Annotated in this window: 18 protein-coding genes and 1 pseudogene; 8 read left to right on the plus strand and 11 right to left on the minus strand. The window is 54.4% G+C overall.

From position 1 onward, the window contains the following. Positions 1 to 95: 95 nt before the first annotated feature. Complete coding sequence (locus BLO51_RS23275) at positions 96 to 1,091, minus strand: endo-1,4-beta-xylanase (RefSeq protein ID WP_143006952.1); 996 nt, start codon at positions 1,089 to 1,091, stop codon at positions 96 to 98. A 290-nt stretch (positions 1,092 to 1,381) separates the two neighbouring features. Here BLO51_RS23275 and BLO51_RS30905 point away from each other — a divergent pair, with 290 nt between their 5' ends. The 3 genes from BLO51_RS30905 (at position 1,382) to BLO51_RS23285 (ending at position 3,882) form a co-directional block, all read left to right on the plus strand. After that, positions 1,382 to 1,516, plus strand: coding sequence for a hypothetical protein (locus BLO51_RS30905; protein WP_281180420.1), 135 nt, complete (start codon positions 1,382 to 1,384; stop codon positions 1,514 to 1,516). Then, entirely contained in the window at positions 1,513 to 3,015 is a 1,503-nt protein-coding gene (locus BLO51_RS23280) for a glycoside hydrolase family 26 protein (protein ID WP_090675653.1), read from the plus strand. The genes BLO51_RS30905 and BLO51_RS23280 overlap by 4 nt, the downstream gene beginning before the upstream one ends. Before the next feature lie 258 nt (positions 3,016 to 3,273). Continuing rightward, positions 3,274 to 3,882 (plus strand): pyridoxamine 5'-phosphate oxidase family protein, encoded by a 609-nt coding sequence (locus tag BLO51_RS23285; protein WP_090675655.1) that lies wholly within the window; start codon positions 3,274 to 3,276, stop codon positions 3,880 to 3,882. Positions 3,883 to 3,897: 15 nt separating this feature from the next. On the opposite strand, the gene BLO51_RS23290 is transcribed toward BLO51_RS23285, so the two are convergent. The 3 genes from BLO51_RS23290 to BLO51_RS23300 are packed head-to-tail and all read right to left on the minus strand — an operon-like array spanning position 3,898 to position 5,515. Beyond that, positions 3,898 to 4,686, minus strand: a complete 789-nt coding sequence (locus BLO51_RS23290) for a sigma-70 family RNA polymerase sigma factor (RefSeq protein WP_090675656.1) — start codon at positions 4,684 to 4,686, stop codon at positions 3,898 to 3,900. Then, positions 4,683 to 5,132, minus strand: coding sequence for an anti-sigma B factor RsbW (gene rsbW / locus BLO51_RS23295; protein WP_090675658.1), 450 nt, complete (start codon positions 5,130 to 5,132; stop codon positions 4,683 to 4,685). Before rsbW ends, BLO51_RS23290 begins: the two co-directional genes overlap by 4 nt. Before the next feature lie 20 nt (positions 5,133 to 5,152). Next, positions 5,153 to 5,515 carry an STAS domain-containing protein gene (locus BLO51_RS23300; protein ID WP_425415829.1) on the minus strand — a complete coding sequence of 121 codons (363 nt, stop codon included), beginning with the start codon at positions 5,513 to 5,515 and terminating at the stop codon, positions 5,153 to 5,155. Positions 5,516 to 5,734: 219 nt separating this feature from the next. Between BLO51_RS23300 and BLO51_RS23305 the strand changes: the two genes are divergently transcribed. From BLO51_RS23305 to BLO51_RS23320, 4 genes are read left to right on the plus strand one after another with little or no spacing between them, the layout of a single operon-like run. Further along, positions 5,735 to 6,787, plus strand: a complete 1,053-nt coding sequence (locus BLO51_RS23305; RefSeq protein WP_090675660.1) for a BMP family lipoprotein — start codon at positions 5,735 to 5,737, stop codon at positions 6,785 to 6,787. After that, on the plus strand, positions 6,784 to 8,343 hold the full coding sequence (locus BLO51_RS23310) for an ABC transporter ATP-binding protein (protein ID WP_090675661.1): 1,560 nt from the start codon (positions 6,784 to 6,786) through the stop codon (positions 8,341 to 8,343). The genes BLO51_RS23305 and BLO51_RS23310 overlap by 4 nt, the downstream gene beginning before the upstream one ends. Beyond that, positions 8,336 to 9,412, plus strand: a complete 1,077-nt coding sequence (locus tag BLO51_RS23315; RefSeq protein WP_090675663.1) for an ABC transporter permease — start codon at positions 8,336 to 8,338, stop codon at positions 9,410 to 9,412. The genes BLO51_RS23310 and BLO51_RS23315 overlap by 8 nt, the downstream gene beginning before the upstream one ends. A gap of 4 nt (positions 9,413 to 9,416) precedes the next feature. Continuing rightward, positions 9,417 to 10,379: an ABC transporter permease gene (locus BLO51_RS23320; RefSeq protein ID WP_090675665.1), complete on the plus strand. Its 963-nt coding sequence runs from the start codon at positions 9,417 to 9,419 to the stop codon at positions 10,377 to 10,379. Positions 10,380 to 10,527: 148 nt separating this feature from the next. On the opposite strand, the gene BLO51_RS23325 is transcribed toward BLO51_RS23320, so the two are convergent. The 7 genes and pseudogenes from BLO51_RS23325 to BLO51_RS29405 form a co-directional block, all read right to left on the minus strand. Beyond that, complete coding sequence (locus BLO51_RS23325; protein WP_090675667.1) at positions 10,528 to 10,992, minus strand: ATP-binding protein; 465 nt, start codon at positions 10,990 to 10,992, stop codon at positions 10,528 to 10,530. Further along, positions 10,989 to 11,324, minus strand: a complete 336-nt coding sequence (locus tag BLO51_RS23330; protein WP_090675668.1) for an STAS domain-containing protein — start codon at positions 11,322 to 11,324, stop codon at positions 10,989 to 10,991. The genes BLO51_RS23325 and BLO51_RS23330 overlap by 4 nt, the downstream gene beginning before the upstream one ends. A gap of 61 nt (positions 11,325 to 11,385) precedes the next feature. Beyond that, complete coding sequence (locus BLO51_RS23335; protein WP_245719786.1) at positions 11,386 to 13,698, minus strand: ATP-binding protein; 2,313 nt, start codon at positions 13,696 to 13,698, stop codon at positions 11,386 to 11,388. Positions 13,699 to 13,760: 62 nt separating this feature from the next. Further along, positions 13,761 to 14,911 (minus strand): annotated as a pseudogene (locus BLO51_RS23340) (PP2C family protein-serine/threonine phosphatase). A gap of 196 nt (positions 14,912 to 15,107) precedes the next feature. Beyond that, on the minus strand, positions 15,108 to 16,022 hold the full coding sequence (locus BLO51_RS23345) for a polyprenyl synthetase family protein (RefSeq protein ID WP_143006953.1): 915 nt from the start codon (positions 16,020 to 16,022) through the stop codon (positions 15,108 to 15,110). 33 nt (positions 16,023 to 16,055) lie between these two features. Then, complete coding sequence (locus tag BLO51_RS23350; protein WP_090675672.1) at positions 16,056 to 16,682, minus strand: response regulator transcription factor; 627 nt, start codon at positions 16,680 to 16,682, stop codon at positions 16,056 to 16,058. Beyond that, positions 16,679 to 17,935: a sensor histidine kinase gene (locus BLO51_RS29405; RefSeq protein WP_167670299.1), complete on the minus strand. Its 1,257-nt coding sequence runs from the start codon at positions 17,933 to 17,935 to the stop codon at positions 16,679 to 16,681. Before BLO51_RS29405 ends, BLO51_RS23350 begins: the two co-directional genes overlap by 4 nt. Before the next feature lie 1,151 nt (positions 17,936 to 19,086). On the opposite strand from BLO51_RS29405, the gene BLO51_RS28805 reads away from it, so the two are divergent. Continuing rightward, on the plus strand, positions 19,087 to 19,278 hold the full coding sequence (locus tag BLO51_RS28805; RefSeq protein ID WP_143006954.1) for a hypothetical protein: 192 nt from the start codon (positions 19,087 to 19,089) through the stop codon (positions 19,276 to 19,278). Positions 19,279 to 19,879 lie beyond the last annotated feature (601 nt).

A 19,879-nucleotide genomic window follows, 5' to 3' on the forward strand; every position in this document is an offset into this window, starting at 1 on the left:
TTCTTCGGCATCCGGCCTGCGTCTACTCGCAAAAAAACGCCCCGGGAAATTACGGAGCGTTTTCGTTGTAAGACAAGCGACGCCAAAGCCCGTGCTTAAGGGCTTTGCAGCGCATCTCTTATTTTATAGTACGGGAGCTTCGGCGCATAATGCTCGTCGTAGATGAGTCCGTTGCCGAATTCGTTGTATTCGTCCGCAGGCTGGAGCGACGAATAGCGGTCGGTAAATCCCCACATGGCGTAGGACGTAAACCGGTTATTCGCTTTGGTTGGCGCCAGGATCGATTTGAAATACTCCGCCTGCTTTTTGCGCAGCGTGTCCGTGACCTTGCCATGCATGTTTACGTCCAGCTCCGATACCCGCACCTCCAGACCAAGATCGGTAAACCGTTTGGCCGTGCGCTTGAACTCGTTAACCGATACGGGATCGTGCGTCTCGTTGCCGTCTTTGCCGATATCTTCGTGAAGCTGAAAGCCGATGCCGTGCAGAGGCACTCCGCGCGACTGGAGCCGCTGGACGAGCTTATACAGCGCGTCCGCTTTGTCGTCCTCCGCCTCGCAGCCATTTTCATTGATGTACAGCTTGGCATCCGGGTCGGCCTCGTGAGCGGCGCGCAGCGCGATGTCCAGAAACTTCTCGCCCATTGCCTTGAACCAGATCGAATCCCGCAAGCCGAGGTTGACGTTAAAATTCTCTTCCTTGAGCGGCTCGTTTATAACATCCCACTCCTTAATTCTGCCCTTGTGCCGTCCGACCACTGTCTTCACGTGCTCCTCCATGATGGCCTGGAGCTCGGAAGCGCTGTAGTTGCCCTGTGTGAGCCAACGGGGATTCGCCTCGCTCCAGACCAGCGCATGACCATGAATGTCCATACCGTTGCGTTCTGCGAAATCGACCAAGCTGTCCCCTTCCGCAAAAGCGTAAACGTTCCGCTGCGGATGAATGAATTGAAATTTCATGTCATTTTCCGGAGTCAGGGTACTGAATTCCCGTCCCAGGCACAGGATGCAGCTCCGACAAGCAACGCGCAGTACGGCTACACCCTCGATGACTACATCGACTACATGAAGAACAGACAGAAAACAAAGCATGCACGAAAGGTGCAGAGAGCAAAGGAACGAGGACAAGAGTATTACATGCCTGACCTCGTCCGGAAAATGCAATATGCACAACGCTTAGCGACATACTAATTTCAAGTTAAATCACGTTGGTGAGCCGTATGCCTTAGTAGGGCACGTGCGGTTCGATAAGGGGGAAGCCATAAGAATGGTTTCCCTACTTAATTTTACAAAATAAAACTTGTAGTTTATATTTGACCTAGGTTAATTTCACCTTATAAATTGACCGACTTAACCAAACTGTGGCAAAGGAGAAATTTGTGATGAAACGTATTTTTCAAGATCCCACCTTTTCTTTCGAGCTGCTGCTTGCGAATGCCGTCATCTATAAGGGATGCAAGCTCATCCCCGTCCGGTTTAACAAGCTTTATGCGGCAGAGGGAGGAAGAGCCGGATGAAGCTCAAAAAAACGTACCTTATTTCCGGCGCCGTATTGGTCGTTCTGCTCGGCGTTTTTATCGCGCGATCCATGTTTTCCGAATCCGAATTCGATTCCCAATCTATGGCGACGTATACCGATTCGCCTTATGGGTATGAGCTGCGCTATCCGAAGCAAATGAAAGTCGACCAGTCCTTGCCTGGGATCAGAACTCGTTTTTCGGACGAAACGACCCAAATCGACGTGTACTACGACGATTTCAACGGCACCGTGTCCGACGCCGCCGCGTATATCGGGTACGGCAACAAGTTTATCGAGAATACGAAGGATCATCGCGTGAGCAAGAACGAAACCAAGACGATCGGCGGTCGGTCCGTCCATTTGCTGAAATGGGAGCGCGATAAGCTCAAGCACGTGGAGAACGACAAACCCTACTATGCAACTGCCGAAATCGTCAAAAACGACAAAGAAATATACACCATCGCGATCAAATCTAGCCAGCCCATCACGAATGACGAGAAGATCGTAAAATTGTTCCGGCTTATTCCGCCTCAAGGGGACAAGCCGGCGCTTGGCACGGTGACGAAGAAGGTGCCGCTCAAAACAAATCAAGAAACGGCGGAAGTGTACCGCAAGCTGTTTATGACGGACGGGCTGAAATGGGGCATTTTCGAGCCGACGGCTCCAAAAAGAATGGATATTCTTCATGCGCTGGAGCAGAAGCTGGACTATAAGTTCAATACGTTGATCCTGTACAAGTCCTTAAACACGGAATTTCCGATGGAAGAGTTAAAAAACGCGCAAAATGACAATCGTTTGGTTGAATTGACGATGCAAACGATGCGGTTCGGCGAACCGAACCCCAGCGTGATGTATGACATTTTGAGCGGAAAATATGACGAGTATTTCACGAAATACGCGCAGGGTCTCAAGGAGTTCGGCCATCCGCTGCTGTTCCGGCTGAACAACGAGATGAACGGGGACTGGGTGCCTTATTCCGCCTATCACTACTCCAAGGACCCGGATCTGTATAACGAGGTCTGGAAATATATTTACCGGACCTTCCAGAGCCAGGGCGTCAATAACGTCCTGTGGGTATGGAACCCAAATCATCTGGACAAGCCTGGATTCAAGTGGAATCATTCGCTGCTTTATTATCCAGGCGACGAATTCGTGGACGTGGTCGGGCTGACCGCCTACAATACCGGCAACTACTATCCAGGCGAGAAGTGGAGCACGTTCGACGAGTTGTACGCGCCTTTGTACGCGGATTACACCAAATGGTTCGAACAGCCGCTGATGATCACGGAATTTTCCTCAAGCTCGGTCGGCGGAGATAAAGCGAAATGGGTGGATCAGATGTTCAAGGACATTAAAAAATATCCCAAGCTGAAAGCGGCCATCTGGTGGAGCCATACGGATTTCGATAAGGACAACCGTCCGGCCCGCAAGTATAAGCTGGACGAAGCGCCGGAGCTGGTAGAGCGGTTCCGGCAGCATTTGCAGGAATATAAGTAGTCCCGGAGTCTGATAAAAAACCGGTATCTCTGCCTCAGCGCAGACGTACCGGTTTTTTCGCGTTGCCGCACCTGTCAGCGCTCCGCCGCCCGTCCGCCTGAAACGGCCGTTCGCAAGCAGCGTGCCCGGCCTGCGTTCCTCAAGAACAATAGGCGATGCCTATAAGCGGAATATGTAATGTGTATTTGCCAGACAAGCTCTAAGAGCGCATACTATTACATAAAGAGACTTGGAAAACAAGGAAAGGAGATCTTACCTATGGGAAAAATGTTTCCGGCCTTGCTTCCCGAGCATGAGGCGTTTATTCGCAAGCAGCGTCTCTTCTTCGTCGGGTCCGCCCCGCTGGAGGCGGAAGGCCATGTGAACCTCTCGCCCAAAGGATACGATGTGTTTCGAATCGTCTCGCCGAACGAGGTAGGGTATTTGGACTTGACCGGTAGCGGGAACGAGACAAGCGCGCACTTGGAGGAGAACGGCCGGATTACGCTGATGTTCGTTGCGTTCGAGGGCCCTCCTCTGATCTTGAGGCTGTATGGAAAGGGCCGCGTCATCCTTCCCGGCACTGCCGACTGGGAGGCGTGGGCGCCCCGCTTCGAGCTGCTTCCCGGAGCCCGGCAAATTATCGGCGTCGACGTTGACTCCGTGAAGACCTCCTGCGGGTTCAGCGTCCCCTTCTACACGTACGAGCGAGAACGCGATACGCTGCACCGGTGGGCCGCGACCAAACGCGACGACGAGCTGAACGATTACTGGCGCAGCAACAACGCAGTGAGCATGGACGGCATCCCGACGCCGCTCGGCCGGCGGATCGCCGAATCCGCTCCCTTCGAGGACGAACGGAGCGCCAACGAAAAAACTCGCCCTTAGCTGCAAAGGGCGAGTCTACGAACCCAAACCGATATCGCCGGCTCCCGGCTCGGTAAAATAATGTTTCAGCTTGTCGAGGGCCCGCTTCTGGATACGCGACACGCTTATCTGCGAAACGCCGAGCTGGTTCGCAATCGTCCGCTGCGACTGGCCTTCCACATAGGCGAGATGCAGCACCTGCTGCTCCTCCGGCTTTAGATGAACAAGCGCCTCTTGCAAAGCGAGGCGATTCTCGACGCGCAGATAAGCGTCGCTCGGGCTGCCGATCACATCGCCGATCGTCGATCCGTTATCTTCGGTGGATAGCGGAGTATCCAGCGAGACATAGTGATAATAATCGCGTCCGGCCAAAATTTCGATCGTTTCCTCGACCGATAGCTCCATTTCCGCGGCAATTTCATCGATATTGGGCGAGCGCTCCAGCTTGACCGTGAGCATGTCCACGACCTGCTGAATCTGGTTGCCCTTTTCCTTGATTCGCCTCGGAACCTGGACATACCAGGATTTGTCGCGCAAATAATTTTTCATATGGCCGATGACGCTTTTCATCATATAGGCTTCAAACTGCACGCCCATCGACAGATCGAACTGCTTCAGCAGCTTCAATACCGACAGTTGCCCCACTTGATACAGGTCTTCGAACAAATCGGGGCGATTGCGTGACATTTTGCCGGCCGCCATCTTGACCATAGGCTCGTACTGCTGCAGCAGAACCGTAGCCGCATCGTTGCAGCCGGTTTCTTGATACCTTACGATGAACTCCTCAGCACTCGCATTGGCACATCGCTCCGAATTCATTTTCATACCATTTCCTCGCTCCTGCACACCCGCTTGGTCAGGATGACCTCCGTGCCGGTGCCCGTCTTGACCTCGACATTGTCCATGAGCGCCTGCATCAAATAAATCCCGAGGCCTCCCACATGGATATCGTTGAGCGATTTATCGTGCAGCGACCCGGCCCGCCGCGCCTTCTCCGCATAATCGAAGCTCGGTCCCTGATCCTTGACCACAATGCGGAGCCCGTCCTCGATTCGCTCGAAGCGGACCTCCATCAGGCCCGGACTGCCCGGTTCATAAGCATGCACCACCGCATTATTGCACGCTTCGGCGACGGCCACCTTCATATCCTCGATTTCCTCGTACGAGAAGCCGAGCTTGGAGCTGATGCCGTAAAGCGTCAAGCGGACCAAGTCGATAAATTCCGCTTCCGCTGGCACCGTGAGACTAACAACATGGGATTCGGGCTTCATACGGTTTCTTCTTTCCTTTCCTATCCGTTAATGAACGCGTCTTGGGACTTCCCGGCGGCCTCGTTCGGCTGCAAAAACGGGGTGATGCCCGTCAGATCGAACAATCGCTTGATTTTCGGCGGAATCTCCTGCACCTCGAACGGCGCTTTCAGCACGTCTCGGGCTTTTAATACCGATACAATCACACCGATACCGATGCTGTCAATATATTGCAGACCGTTCAGGTTCAGCACAAGCTTGCGGTTTGTATCCGCGATGAACGTGTCAAGCACGCAGCGTAAATCCGAAACTTTGGACAAATCGAGCTCGCCGTGCAAATAAACGGAATTGGCTTGCTCGGTTCGTTGCGTGTCGACATGAAACGATGGTTGTTTATTCATCATACCCGCTTGGTTCCTCCCCATGCGCAGCTTGTCTGCTCCAAGAGCCGTGCTGCATTCTACGAATTTGTATGGTATTTACCCCGGGCCGGACGCTTGAAACAGAGCATCTGCATGACCGCCCGTCCGTTTTCCAGCAATGACATAAGGAAGCAAAGCTTGGAGAATACTATACCCCAAGCTTTGCTACTTTGCATTCCATTACGGGAGGACGGATGAACGATGAAACGATGGATATCTCTTGGCATGATCGGCATGCTGGCGGCCGGGCTGACGCTCGGCGGGTGCGGCCAGAAGCCCGCGCCGCCTAACAACGCGGGAGCCGGAGGCGCGCCGGCAGCAGGCGGCGACAAGCAGGCGGGCGCGAAGTTCAATATCGGCATGGTCACGGACATTGGCGGGGTCAACGACAACTCTTTTAACCAAAGCGCCTGGGAAGGGCTGCAGCGGCTTACGAAAGATACCGGGGCACAGGTGAAATATTTGCAGAGCAAGAGCGATTCGGAATATATTCCGAACCTGACCCAAATGGTCAAGGGCAACTTCAACCTGACGTGGGGCATCGGCTTTATCATCGGCGATGCGATGAAAACGGTAGCGACGCAAAATCCGAACGCCAAGCTGGCGATTATCGACAATGTCGTCGACGCGCCGAACGTGGAGTCCGTGACGTTTGCGGAGAACGAAGGCTCCTATCTGGTCGGCGTCGTTGCGGGTCTGATGACCAAGACGAGCAAAATCGGCTTTATCGGCGGGATGGACATTCCGGTAATCAAGCGCTTCGAAGCCGGCTTCAAGGCGGGCGTGGCCGCCGTCAATCCGAGCGCCAAGCTGACGATCAACTATACCGGGGCGTTCGACAAGCCCGATCTCGGCAAAGCCGCCGCTTCCACGATCTATAACGACGGCGCGGATATTATTTTTCATGCGTCGGGCGCAACGGGGAACGGCGTGTTCAACGAAGCGAAGGATCGGCTGAAGGCCGGCAAAAAAGTGTGGGTCATCGGCGTCGATCAGGACCAGTCGAAGCTGTTCGGCGACGACGTGACGTTGACCTCGATGATCAAACGCGTCGATGAGGCCGTTTACCGCATCTCGAACGATCTGATCGCAGGCAAATACGAGGGCGGCAAAACGATTGTGCTCGGCCTTAAGGACGACGGCGTCGGCCTGCCGGACACATCGAAGAAGAACGTGCCGGAGGACGTGCTCAAGAAGGTCGAAGAATACAAGCAAAAAATCGTTAAAGGCGAAATCAAGGTTCCCGAAAAATGAGCGGTATGAAAGTGGAAATGCGCGGCATCACCAAGCGGTTTCCCGGCATCGTTGCCAACGACGGCATCAGCTTGACGCTCCGTCAAGGCGAGATTCTCGCCCTGCTCGGCGAAAACGGCGCAGGCAAATCAACGCTGATGAACATTTTGTTCGGGCTGTACCAGCCGGACGAGGGCGCAATCCTCATCAACGGCGAGCCGGTAGCGATCGTCAATCCGAAAACGGCCATTCAGCTCGGTCTCGGCATGGTGCACCAGCATTTCAAGCTCGTGGAGCCGTTCACGGTGACGGAAAATATTATTCTCGGGCAGGAGACGCGGCGGGGACTTCGGGTCGATTACGGAAAAGCGGCGCGTCAAGTGTCCGAGCTGTCCGCCCGATACGGACTGCGCGTCGATCCGCGTGCGCGGGTGAGAGACATTTCCGTTGGCATGCAGCAGCGCGTCGAAATCCTGAAGACGCTGTACCGGGGGGCGGACATTCTCATCTTCGATGAGCCGACCGCCGTGCTGACGCCGCAGGAAATTCACGAGCTGATGGACATCATGCGCAAGCTGGTGGCCGAAGGCAAGTCGATCATTCTGATCACGCACAAGCTAAAGGAAATCATGGCGATCGCGGACCGCGTCACCGTCATCCGCCGCGGCAAGGCCATCGATACGCTCGCCGTTAAGGACACGAACCCGGACGAGCTCGCGGCCAAAATGGTCGGCCGGGAAGTCTCGTTCCAGCTCGATAAGAAGCCTCCCGCCATCGGTGCGCCGGTCCTGAGCGTAGAGAACGTGACCGCCAAGGGGCCCGGCGGCCTGACCGTGCTCAACGGCGTCACCTTCGAGGTTCGCGCCGGGGAAATTCTCGGCATCGCCGGCGTCGACGGCAACGGCCAGAGCGAGCTGATCGAAGCGCTGGCCGGGCTGCGCGGGATCGACGGCGGCCGCATCGCGCTCGGCGGCCGGGAGATCGCGAGCCGTTCGCCCCGCGACATCGCGGAGGCGGGGCTCGGGCACATTCCGGAGGACCGGCATAAGCTCGGACTCGTGCTGGATTTTTCGATGAGCGAGAACATGGTGCTTAAGACGTACTACACCTCCGCCTACAACCGCGGAGGCTTTCTCAACTACGCCGCGATCGACCGGCAGGCGCAGCGGCTGATCGCCGAATTCGACGTGCGGGCGCCAGGCCTCCGCACCCCGGCGCGGGCGCTGTCCGGCGGCAACCAGCAGAAGGCGATCATCGCGCGGGAAATCGATCTGAACCCAGATCTGCTGATCGCGGCGCAGCCGACGCGCGGGCTCGATGTCGGGGCGATCGAGTTCATCCATAAACGGCTGCTGGAGCAGCGGGACAAAGGCAAGGCCGTATTGCTCCTCTCACTGGAGCTGGACGAGATTCTGAAGCTGTCCGACCGCATCGCCGTCATCTATGAGGGCCGCATCGTCGGGGAAACCGACCCGGCTCACACATCCGACCGCGAGCTCGGGCTGATGATGTCCGGCTCCGGGCGCGCAGCCGAAGCGGCGGCTCCTTCAACCTCCGGAGGTGAAAAGCATGGCTAAAGCCATTCGTATCATGACCAAGGATTCGGCGCTCGTTCCGCTGGTCGCCATCGTACTCGGGCTGCTGGTCGGCGCCCTGATCATGCTGGCCGGCGGCTATAACCCGCTTACCGCCTACGCGGCGTTGATCGAGAAGGTCGTCGGCGATCCGTACAGCATCGGGGAGACCATCCGCGAGATTACCCCGCTCCTGCTGACCGGCTTGTCGGTCGCCTTCGCGTTCCGAACGGGTCTGTTCAATATCGGCGGCGAAGGGCAGTTTATTATGGGTATGACCGGCGCCACCTGGATCGGCGTCAAGCTGACCCTGCCGTTCTGGCTTCATGCGCCGCTCGCCATCGTAACGGGGGCTGTGCTTGGGGGATTGTGGGGAGCCATCGCCGGTTACCTGAAAGCGCGGCGCGGCGTCAATGAAGTAATTACGACGATCATGCTGAACTGGATCGCTTTGTATCTCGGCAACTACATCATCAGCCGCTATTTGCTTCAGCCCGGCCAGCAGCGCTCGTATCTGATTCACGACACCGCCTCGATCAGTCTGAACGCACTCAGCGCCTTATTCGGCAACGCCCGGCTGCATCTCGGCATCCCGATTGCGCTGCTCGCCGCCGTCGCATTCTATGTCCTCCTGTGGAAGACACGCCAAGGCTACGAGCTCCGTGCAGTCGGACACAGCCCGTCTGCGGCGGAGTACGCCGGAATGAACGTGAACGCGGGCATCGTACGGGCGATGTTTATCGGCGGCGTCTTCGCCGGACTTGCCGGGGTGTTCGAGGTGCTTGGCGTCTTCCACTACCAAGTGATCAGCGCCGCATCGCCCGGCTACGGCTTCGACGGCATCGCCGTCGCGCTGCTCGGCGGCAACCATCCGCTCGGCGTCGTGCTCGCCGCCGCTTTGTTCGGCACGCTGACGTACGGCTCGGCCGGAATGAGCTTCGGCGCGGACGTGCCGCCGGAGATCATCCGCGTGATCATCGGCACCGTCATCTTCTTCGTGGCCTCGCACGGGATCATCCGCTGGCTTCTGAAGCCGCTGCGGACCGGCCGCAAGCCGGGGGAGGTGGCCTAAACGGATGGATGCGCTTCGCATTCTCGGCGAGCTGATCCATACGACGCTCGTCTTCTCGACCGCGCTTATTTTTACGGCGATGGGCGGTATCTTCTCCGAGCGCTCCGGTGTCGTCAACATCGGCCTGGAGGGGCTGATGATCTCCGGCGCGTTCGCCTCCGCAGTCGCGGCCTGGTACGCCGAGCAGGCGGGCTTTGCGGGCGGCGCGCCTTGGATCGGCCTTTTGGCGGCCATCCTGACCAGCATGCTCGTCTCGCTTATTCATGCCGTTGCCTCGATCACCTTCAAGGCCGATCAAGTCGTCAGCGGTGTCGTCATAAATTTTCTGGCTGCCGGTTTTACGGTCTATCTCGTCAAAATTTTGTTCGCCGGCTCCGGACAGACGGAAACGCTGAACGCCGTGTTTCACAATGTTGCGATTCCCGGACTGGCGTCCGTCCCGCTGCTGGGCTACGGCGTATTCACCGCTTACCCGACGACGTATTTGGCATGGGCTGCCGTCGTACTAGGCTGGTACGTGCTATTCAAAACCCCGTTCGGTCTGCGCCTCCGCGCGGTCGGCGAGCATCCCGGCGCCGCAGACACGCTGGGTGTGAACGTCACCCGCATGCGGTATATCGGGGTGCTGCTGAGCGGCGCTCTGGCCGGGCTCGGCGGCGCGACGATCACACTCACGACGACGAGCAACTTCTCGCACAACACGATTTCAGGGCAGGGCTTCATTGCGCTGGCCGCGATGATTTTCGGCAAATGGCATCCGTTCGGCGCTTTGGGAGCGGCGATCTTCTTCGGCTTCGCGCAGGCGATCAGAAACTTCGTGCAGCTGTTCCCAGTCTCCCAATCGATTCCGATGGAGTTTATCTACATGCTCCCCTACATTTTTACGATTCTGGTGCTGGCGGGCGCCGTCGGCCGCGCCTATCCTCCCGCGTCGCTCGGCGAGCCGTACGACCCGGGCAAGCGTTAACCGGGGCACGAAAAAAAGCCGCATTCCCTACGCTACGATCGCTGCTGCGATCCGCACCACCGGGATGTGGCTTTTCAATTCGGGCTGCATTTTATACGGGGGATATGGACCCAAGAACGTCCGCTCCATGATCGGTAAACCCGCCCGCTCACTCGGCCACAAGCCGCTTGATCAGGACGATCGCTTCCGATGCGCCTTCGCCTCCGGGCTCCACTCGAAGCTCATCTACCAACGCTTGCAGTAAATACAGGCCGATCGGCGAGTCTTCGAGATGTTCCAAGGCATCCGCCCCCTCCGGCGGCAGCTTCACGGGACGCAGCGCTTCCCCGAACGTAACATCCGGCGAATCCGTTCCAATCCGGATCTTGAGCTCTGTCTCCCTCAGCGTGAACACCAGCCGCAGCATCGGCAACCGTTCTCTATCCCCGGCTTGGAGGATCGCATAATTGCACGCTTCGGTTACCGCTACCTTCAAGTCCTCGATCGCTTCGTATGAAAACCTTACGCGGACGGCCACGCCATACAGCGCCAAGCGGACCGTGGCCAGATCGTCCGCCCGAAGCGGCACGCACAAGACGACGGTTTTCGAGTCGGCCTCCGTTTGCCCCTTCATAGTCCACCCCCTTCGATCGTCAGGTAACGGGACAACCCGGTCATATCGAACAGCCGCCTGATTTTGGCCGGCACTTCCTGTACGGCAAACGACGCATCCTCCGGCTGCCGTTTTTTAAGCACGAAGACGAAAATCCCGATCCCCGTGCTGTCAATGTAACTCAACTCCCGCAAGTTCAGCTTGAGCGGCACCGTCCGCTGACCCGCAAGCGGCTCCACGACGGAACGGAATTGCTCGGCCGTGCTCAAATCAAGCTCGCCGGATAAGAACAACACGTTCGCTTCCGGCGTAGTCAGCACTTTGACATGGAACTTCTGCGCGTCTCTGTCCATCCGCTTTAACCTCCCCCTGAATCCATGATTATTTGTAGAATAGCAGATTTTGGGAATCTTTTCACGGCACCCGCAGAGCACTCTGCTGATTCACCGAAAAGCTGCGGGGGTCATCATCACTGCAATCGTATTCAAGACAACTCTTGACATGGATGGAGAACACGAACTCCGCCCCCCGGCGGTCTCCCGACGCAAGCGCAATGCGGCCGCCCATGAGCTGCACAAGATTTTTGCAGATCGCGAGCCCCAGCCCCGTTCCCCCATATTTGCGGGTTAAGGACGAATCGACCTGCGTGAACGGCTGGAACAACATGCCGCGCTTCTCCTCCGGGATGCCGCTGCCCGTGTCGGAGACGCGGAACTCCAGCTCCAGCTGCTCTTCCGAGCGGCTTAACACGGCGACCGAGACGTGCACGCCGCCCTGCTCGGTGAATTTGACGGCGTTGCCGACCAAGTTGATCAGAACCTGCCGCAGCCGCGTTTCGTCGCCGATGATGCATTCGGCCGTCTCCTGCAGGCAGACCGTCTCCTCATGCAGCTCCATCCGGCCGGATTCGACCTTGGCCAAATCGAGCACATCGTCGATCAGCTTAAGCAAGTCGCAGCCGGACGAGTAGATCGTCTCGGCGTACTCCACCTGCTTACCCGTCAAGTTGCGCTCCTTGTTCTCCTTCAGCAGTTGGGAAAGGATCAGCAGGCTGTTGAGCGGCGTCCGCAGCTCGTGCGACATGTTCGCCAGAAATTCCGACTTGTACCTGGAAGCCAGCGCCAGCTCCAGCGTCTGCTTCTCCAGCTTCTCCTTGGCCAGCTCGATCTGACGGTTGACCTCCTCCGTCTCGCGGACTTGCTCTTCCAGCTCCGCCGTCTTGCGGACCAAGGCATCGTTGTTCTGCTCCAGCACCTCCTGCTTCAGCTGCAGCTGCTCCTCCGACGCCCGCAGCGCCCGCGTCTGCTCCTCCAGCTTCTCATTGGAAGCCTTAAGCTCATCCTGCTGGGACAGCAGTTCTTCCGACTGGGTCTGCAATTCGTCGGTCAGCGCCTGATGAATGCGCAGCAGCTCCTCGATCCTCAAACGTCCCATCAACGCGTTCAGCGTCACGCCGAGGTTCTCGCTCGTTTGCTTAATCAGCTTCTGCTCCAGCTCCGAGAACGCTTTCAGCGACACCAGCTCGAACACTGCGATCACTTCGTCGTCGTACTCGACCGGCTGGACCGTCAGCGTCAGCGGTTCCAGCTCGCCGAAGGCGGAACGAATCGCGCCGTATTGTCCGGCGACGCCCTCGACCGTGATCGGCTTGCCATCCTTCGCACACTGCCCGACAAGCCCTTCGCCGAGCGGAAGCTCGGCAGCGGCCGTGCTTTCCGATCGGGCGTACGTACCGGTAAGCGCCAGCTTGGCGCCCGAGGCCGCCTGCTTCAGCACATAGAACGCCCCGTCCTGCGCGCCGACGATCCGGGCCAGCTCTCCGATGAACGTTTGCGCCATCTCCTCGACCTTCCGCGAATCCTCCAGCATCGCATACATGTGCGCAATCTGGGTTTGCAGCCACAGCGTATCCTCATTCGCTTTATGGAGCGCCCGCTCACTCGTCGTCGCCTGCTCCAGATCGTCCGCCAGCCGGTTGAACACGTCCGTAAGCTTGCCGAATTCGTCACCGGACGTAACCGGTACCCGGTAAGCCGCGTCTCCCCATTTTCCGCTCGCAAAATTCGTAAGCATCGCCGAAAGGACGTTCAGCCCCCGGGTAAACCCGAGCACGATCCACAGCATGATCGCCACACTCAGCAGAAGGCCAACCAACGTCAGCAGCCCGGTGTAGGTCAACATTTGTTGGTTATCGCTCAGCGCCTGCTTGATCGCCGCATCCATCGCCTCATCGTGGAAATTCGTCAAATTGCCCATGCTGCTTGTAAAATGATCCTGCAGCTCAATCCCCACATTCGTGCGAAGCGCGTTCGCCTCCGCTTGTTTTCCGCTTTGGTTCAAACGGACGACCTGTTTTTTAAAGTCCAGGAAGCGTTTGCCGTGCAGCAGCACTTCGTCGGCCAGCTCCCGTTCCTTCCCTTCCTTGGAAAAACGATCGATCTGCTGAAGCCCTTGCTTGACCTTGACGCTGATTGTCTTGACCGCTTCGGCATTCTTCTTGTCGCTGTCGGCCGAGTCGATCAACAGCAAATTCACGATGCCCTTGGCAAGCTCCGCCGCGTCATTGCGCACCTGCGTACTGATCCGTACCTTCTGGTACCGGTTCTCGTAAATTTCCTTAATCACGGAATCCGTGCTGGTGAGCTCGCTCATGCCGATGCCCGCCAAAGCAAAAATCAGCACCAGCAGGATGCCGAATCCCATAAACAGCTTCGTCTTCATCTTCATCAGTTCATTTCCTCTCCCGTCCCTTTCTCTCTCTTCGTATGGTCTTAATTCGTGGCCGCCAGCTACGTAGCGGTGATCAGCACCATGCAAATATCGTCGCTCTGCGCCTCCCTCACGTCCTGAGGCAGCAGGGTCTCAACGAGGCATTCGGGACTGGGCACCTGATGAATGCAGCTCTGCAGTCGCAGCGCCAGCAGATCCGATTCCGCCGCGTCCTCCGGGTAATCCTCCGGCAGCGGCAGCGCCTCCAGCAGCCCGTCCGTATACAAGGCGATGCGGATCGGCTGCTCATACGTGAAGATGCTCTTCGTAATCTCCATCTGATCGAAGAAGCCGACGGCGCAGCTTCCCTGATTGAGCGCCACCGGCGCTTTTCCCTCTTCAAAAAGAAACCCGGGCGGATGGCCCGCGTTCACGTATTCGATCGTCTTGGTCCGGGTATCGATCAGCAAATAAATCGCTGTAAAATAACCGACGGATTTTTATGATTGAGCTGGTTCATGTACCGGTTCAGCTCCGTTACGACGAACTCCGGCGAGACGAAGCGCGTGATCGTGTCCTGCATGACCGAGGAGATGAACATGCATACCAGCGAAGACGAAATCCCGTGGCCCATCATGTCGAGAATGATGACGCCGTGCCGGTCCTCGTCAATCCGGTACCATGCGTAAAAATCGCCCGCCAGCTCAAACGACGGGTAATACGCGGCGCTGATTTCCAGCCGGTCCTTCTTCAGGGGCGGGCTGAGCACGCTGCCCTGCACTTGTCTGGCCAGCTCCAGTTCCTCGCGGATACGGGCATCGTTCTCCTTGTGCCAATCCTTCTCGTATTTGAGGCGCAGCGCCGAGCGAATCCGCGCGATCAGCTCGATTTTGTTCACCGGCTTCATCACGTAATCCATCGCCCCGGCCTCCATCGCCTCCGCCAGCTTGTTGGAATCGCCGAGCGCCGTCACGATAATGACCGGGATATCCTTCAAGCGCTCATCCTGCTGAATGCGGCGGCACGCTTCGATCCCGTCCATCTCCGGCATCATCATATCCATCAGGATCAAGTCGACCGGCACCTTGCCTCCGTCCGCATACTCGGTGAGCCGCTGCATCATTTCCACCGCCGAAGCGGCTTTCCAGAACGAATCGTATCCTGCGCTTTTCAATATTTTTTCGATCACCATGAGATTGACTGGGTTGTCGTCCACGATGGCAATGTTCATACGTTGTTCGTCTCTCCCTTGTCTGTGTGCATCCTTTGACCCCGATGGGCAAAGGTCCACTTTTTACCATTATAGCTTTTTTTAAAGCTTAATTAACCGAAAGCGGAACGCTTGAATCAGCCCAAGGTTTCCTCCCAAGCCAAAAAGCACCTCGATCCTTTTGCGGGTCTCAAGGTGCTTCGTTATCTTTTTGGGTCTAGACAAAAGCGGCATACGTGAGCTCCCGGAACTTTTCCTTCCCCGGGGACGGGACCTGGAGATCGGTCCATAGCTCCTCTGCCTTTTGAACGCATACGGACTGCACGATCTTGGTATATTCGATGCAGCCGGAATCCGTGATCAGCCGCATATACTGCTCCTTATCCTGCACAAGAGCCTCTGCGGTAATTTTTCCTTCATAATACTCCTTCACCGGGCGAAACGCTTCGCTGTCCACATTGAGCAGATACAGCACGGGCAGCGTCCGCTTGCGAAGCAGCAAATCGCTCTTCACGTCGAATTGGGCGATGTCCTTCAGATCGTTCTGGATCTGATGAATCATCCCGACGCAATCCGCCAGATCGTCGATCCGCTCCATCGTCTCTTCGCTGCAATCCGTCAGACAGTACCCCATCAGACAAGCGAACCGGAACAAAGACCCGGATTTCTCCTGAATCATGGTGAGATAATCGTCGACCTCGGATACCTCATTCGTGACGTCCTTATGCTGTCCGCTGACCGATCGGGACAGCATCTTGCTGATCTCATAAAGCGAACGCCCGTTCACTCCGCATTGGCCGAGCTCTCCGATGAAGCCCGTCAGCAGGACGAGCACTGCATTTAACGCCACCGCCGGCGGACACTGCATCCATGGCTTGCTCTCGTGATCCTGATCTTGCAGGTCGTCAACGATGTCGAAGCAGAGAAGAATCAATTCCGTCGCCGCGGCCAACCGGTCGATATGCGGCGAAGCTCCTCCCAGCATGTCATGAGTGCAGCGTGTGATGCTCGACCACGACCCTTGTTCCTGCGCCTTTTCCTCGATGAACGCTTTGAGCAAAGCATTGAGATTCTCCGCGCCTACGTGATCGTCTACCATCCGGTACATATGCTCTAATGTCTCCCGATCCAACCGCCCGTCCCCCTAGTTGTCCTGATCAAGTGTCTATGTATAATGCCTGCTCTTAATAAACTTCTCCATCGCTTCCATTCTTGACTTCGCGCCCAGCTTGTCGTAGATTCGGCGCAGGTAATTATCGACGGTACGTTTGCTCATGTGGATGTGATCGGCAATCTGATCGTGTGTGGCCCCCTTAACGACCATGCCCATCATCATCACTTCTTCATCGTTCAATTCTTCATAGGATGGCGAGCCGCTCAATTGAATCTGGTGATACAGCGACAGCGGCAGCATCGTATGGTTGTCCAGAATGCAGTTCACCATGTTCTTGATCGTTCTGATACTGGATTCCTTCGATAGCACGCCGCTAACTTTCAGCTCGATGAGCCGATTCATCGCCTCCGTCAAGTCGTGACCGGTAAAAATCACAATATGAATGTGCGGATATTCCTGCTTGATTTGCGCCGCGACCTCGGTCCCCGACAGATCGGGAAGCTGGTAATCCAGAAAAACGAGCCCCGGCTGGTGCTTCCTGATCTGCTCCATACCTTCCTCGGCACTGCTGGCCATGCCGACCACTTCAATGCAATCCGCTTCTTCCAATAATTCCTTCGTCGCGCGGGCAACGAGCGGATGATCATCGATGACGAGAGCTTTGACCGTTTCGTTCATACGGACATCACCTCCTGGACCGGAATCGTAATAACAAGCTTCACACCGGCGCCTTGCCGCGAATCGAACTCCAGCTTCCCGTTCAAATGCAAGATACGACCTCTCATTTGCTCCACTCCCATCCCAGATGCTCCAATCTCCATGCGAGGTACTTGCGTGCTGTCAAATCCGACGCCGTCGTCTTCATAAGTCAGGCAGAACCTGTGATCCTTCACTGTCATGGCAAAAGATACTTTCGAAGCCTGCGAATGCTTCTTCGCATTGTTAAGCAGCTCCTGAATAATGCGGAAAATATGCCTTTTCGTCTTCAAATCCTTCGACTCGATAGCGGAAGCCTCCTCTTCCTTGAACTCGATCTCGAACGGCGTATGGTACGCTTCCTTGTCCAGATACGTCCGCACGGTTTCGATCAATCCGATCTCCTTCAGCAGGAACGGGTTCAATTCGAAGCAGCTTTGCCGCAGGCTGTTGTTGATCAGCTCAACGAAATTGATAATGTTGTTCAAATGCTCCTTGTCTTCCTTGTTCATCGCGTACTTGTCCAGCAACGACACGAATCGCCGCTTGAGGAAAAACAGATCCTGCATCGTCGTATCGTGTAGATCAGCGGCGATCCGGAGCCGTTCTTCTTCCTGCAGCTCGAACATGATTTTGCGGAACCATTGAATGTCCTGCGCCGACTGCTCGTCGGGCAATTGCGCCGCCAGCAGATGCATCTTCGCCGTCAGCTTGCGGATCAGGTGGACATTCTCCAGACTGACTTCCAAGTAGGAAGTAATCAAGTGAAGCCATTGAACCTCTTCCTTGCCCAGGAAGGTATTCGCTTTGTTGCGTGTAATAACCAGATAGCTGGCGTACTCTTCATGACGAGTAATCTCGATACAGGTGTATATCGGATGCTGGAGCCAAGTCGATGAGCGGATCATCTCCTTGATCTCCGCCGTATCGATCTCCCCTTCGTCGATGATCTCGGTGTCGTTCTCGTACTGGAACACGATCGCGCCGCCTCTCACCTGGAGCGTATTGACAATGTCCACGAGGACAATTTCTTTCAGATCGCGGAAGCTCGAGATGGCCCCCAGACTCTTGGAAATTTTCTTGAGCGCCGTCTGAAGCACATACTTCCTTGGAAACAGGAAACGTTCGAGTCTCGTTGTTAAGTATTCGGTCGAGTACAAGACAATGGATAGCATGATGATGGAGCCGAAAAAGATGAAAATAATTTGCCTTGCATCTACCAGGTCTTTAAACAAGAAAGCGTAGCTTCCTGTAAATATACCGGACGGTATGATGGCAAGCAAGACGGCAAACCCTATGCGCCGGAGGACTAAGCCAATATCGTATAGCTGGTTCGTAGCAATTAAGTAAGCGAACGAGATCGGGAAAAACAAGATAAACCAGCTAGTATAGACGGCATTAATAATTCGTTGTCCGGTAATGATTTGCGGAAGAAAAGATAGACATATTGCCGGTAAAAACGATAGAAAAAGCGAGAACCATACACTTCTCACAATACTTGACAAGTACGATTTTTCTTTGCGGATTTTGAAATAAACGAAAGTTAAAACACTAATATTGAACAGAAATCCAATAATGAAAAAACACAAAGTCACCGTTGCATTATAACGGTAAATCATATAAGCTGTTGGAGGGTATAAGATAAGAAGTCTTATCCCAAAACCTACAGCAGCCATCGCATACAAGTATTTTAATATCCGAGCAGGTAATTGTATATTTCCTTTCTCCTTGAAAAAGACCACTAAGAAATGAAAAAAAATAAAGGGCAGCACCATCACAAGACTCGTAATTAAAATCTTCCCAACTGCATCCCCTCTAACCGAAGCACCCTGACTTAGATAAATGATCCCGCAGGTCAGAAAAACAACAGCAAGTAACTTCGCTGATGAAGAATGACGCAACTTCATATACAATAGACCAGCCATGAAAAGACACAATAACTCTTCTAGAAGTGGAACAACGTCGTAGGTGATGACATTCCGGTTATCAACAACGATTTCATGCTCAATACCATCTCTTGATACAAGTACCTTATGAGCTTGTTCGACTACTCTCCATTTGTAGATCATTTGATTATCATTAGGAGATTTCCCATCTACTTGTTTTATGATATCTCCAACTCTAAGATTATAATATTTATGAGCTCCTTCCTCTGCCAACTCTTCAATAACCCATTCGTTTTGTTGATTCAATCCTAGATAAATTCCCATATAAGGCATTTTGAATGTAATGGAAGAACACCAAATTTGCAATCCGACGAAAATCGACAAAAACAGCAACAATACTATTTTTTTTCGCATAAAATTCTCCCTAAATGTTTACGTCTATTAAATTTTATTGATATACTGATTCTAGTAAAATAGTCTCATAAAAGGGGATATCCTACATGCTAACCATTCAGGTAACGCCGCAGTTGCATCATGTCGTTCACATATTGAAACATGTTGATTTGTGCAAATATGTTGTAAACCCTTCCTTAAAAAGCTTATTCTTATCTAATGCTGAGGCTATTGCAGTTGTGAAAACATTTGATCATTCTGCAAATGGCACGAAACAACCTAAATCTGATTGGGGATAACCTATAGTATTATTTTACCAAATCAACAAGAGGTTGTATATTAGGTCTTTCCTAGTATACAATCTCTTTTTAGATTTTATGCTCTATTTCGATAAGAAGTAACAATTTTTATATTGAAGGCAGCCTCCCCGTATCAGGCATGAATGACATCGCAAACGTGATCCTCTACGAAATGGTACCGCATGTCTTTGACTTTCATTTTTTGCGCAAAAATAAACATATGTAAGCTCTCCGCACAGCAAAGCCGGACGTGTTCGCGCGGCAAACCCGGAGTAGGTGTTGTTCTTCTTTGTTCGTTAATTCGCGGACAAAAAACATAGAAAATCCCTCTTATTTACTTCATCGGGAGGGCCTAAATCTCGTTCCATATTGAGGTTAATATTTGTCGATGGGGCAGTAGATAGAACTATGGTCTTCCAAACTCTACAATTATTTTACAAATTAGTTGGTTATCAAACAATAACAATAGAATATTATTACAAATTTCAAGGGTAAGAAATAAAAATAATGTCGAAAAAAATAGTACAGCCTATTTTGGGTTTCCTTACATCGCTTCATGCAGATTGAGCTTCCAATTCTCGCGTTATTGAAGAACAAATCT

The sequence above is a fragment of the Paenibacillus tianmuensis genome, assembly GCF_900100345.1.
GTDB classification, from domain to species: domain Bacteria; phylum Bacillota; class Bacilli; order Paenibacillales; family NBRC-103111; genus Paenibacillus_G; species Paenibacillus_G tianmuensis.

Excerpts from the sequence above, each read along its gene's own strand:
- BLO51_RS23275 (WP_143006952.1), bottom strand. The coding sequence starts at position 1,091 with ATGCTTTGTTTTCTGTCTGTTCTTCATGTAGTCGATGTAGTCATCGAG.
- BLO51_RS30905 (WP_281180420.1), top strand. The coding sequence starts at position 1,382 with ATGAAACGTATTTTTCAAGATCCCACCTTTTCTTTCGAGCTGCTGCTT.
- BLO51_RS23280 (WP_090675653.1), top strand. The coding sequence starts at position 1,513 with ATGAAGCTCAAAAAAACGTACCTTATTTCCGGCGCCGTATTGGTCGTT.
- BLO51_RS23285 (WP_090675655.1), top strand. The coding sequence starts at position 3,274 with ATGGGAAAAATGTTTCCGGCCTTGCTTCCCGAGCATGAGGCGTTTATT.
- BLO51_RS23290 (WP_090675656.1), bottom strand. The coding sequence starts at position 4,686 with ATGAAAATGAATTCGGAGCGATGTGCCAATGCGAGTGCTGAGGAGTTC.
- rsbW (WP_090675658.1), bottom strand. The coding sequence starts at position 5,132 with ATGAAGCCCGAATCCCATGTTGTTAGTCTCACGGTGCCAGCGGAAGCG.
- BLO51_RS23300 (WP_425415829.1), bottom strand. The coding sequence starts at position 5,515 with ATGATGAATAAACAACCATCGTTTCATGTCGACACGCAACGAACCGAG.
- BLO51_RS23305 (WP_090675660.1), top strand. The coding sequence starts at position 5,735 with ATGAAACGATGGATATCTCTTGGCATGATCGGCATGCTGGCGGCCGGG.
- BLO51_RS23310 (WP_090675661.1), top strand. The coding sequence starts at position 6,784 with ATGAGCGGTATGAAAGTGGAAATGCGCGGCATCACCAAGCGGTTTCCC.
- BLO51_RS23315 (WP_090675663.1), top strand. The coding sequence starts at position 8,336 with ATGGCTAAAGCCATTCGTATCATGACCAAGGATTCGGCGCTCGTTCCG.
- BLO51_RS23320 (WP_090675665.1), top strand. The coding sequence starts at position 9,417 with ATGGATGCGCTTCGCATTCTCGGCGAGCTGATCCATACGACGCTCGTC.
- BLO51_RS23325 (WP_090675667.1), bottom strand. The coding sequence starts at position 10,992 with ATGAAGGGGCAAACGGAGGCCGACTCGAAAACCGTCGTCTTGTGCGTG.
- BLO51_RS23330 (WP_090675668.1), bottom strand. The coding sequence starts at position 11,324 with ATGGACAGAGACGCGCAGAAGTTCCATGTCAAAGTGCTGACTACGCCG.
- BLO51_RS23335 (WP_245719786.1), bottom strand. The coding sequence starts at position 13,698 with ATGAAGATGAAGACGAAGCTGTTTATGGGATTCGGCATCCTGCTGGTG.
- BLO51_RS23350 (WP_090675672.1), bottom strand. The coding sequence starts at position 16,682 with ATGAACGAAACGGTCAAAGCTCTCGTCATCGATGATCATCCGCTCGTT.
- BLO51_RS28805 (WP_143006954.1), top strand. The coding sequence starts at position 19,087 with ATGCTAACCATTCAGGTAACGCCGCAGTTGCATCATGTCGTTCACATA.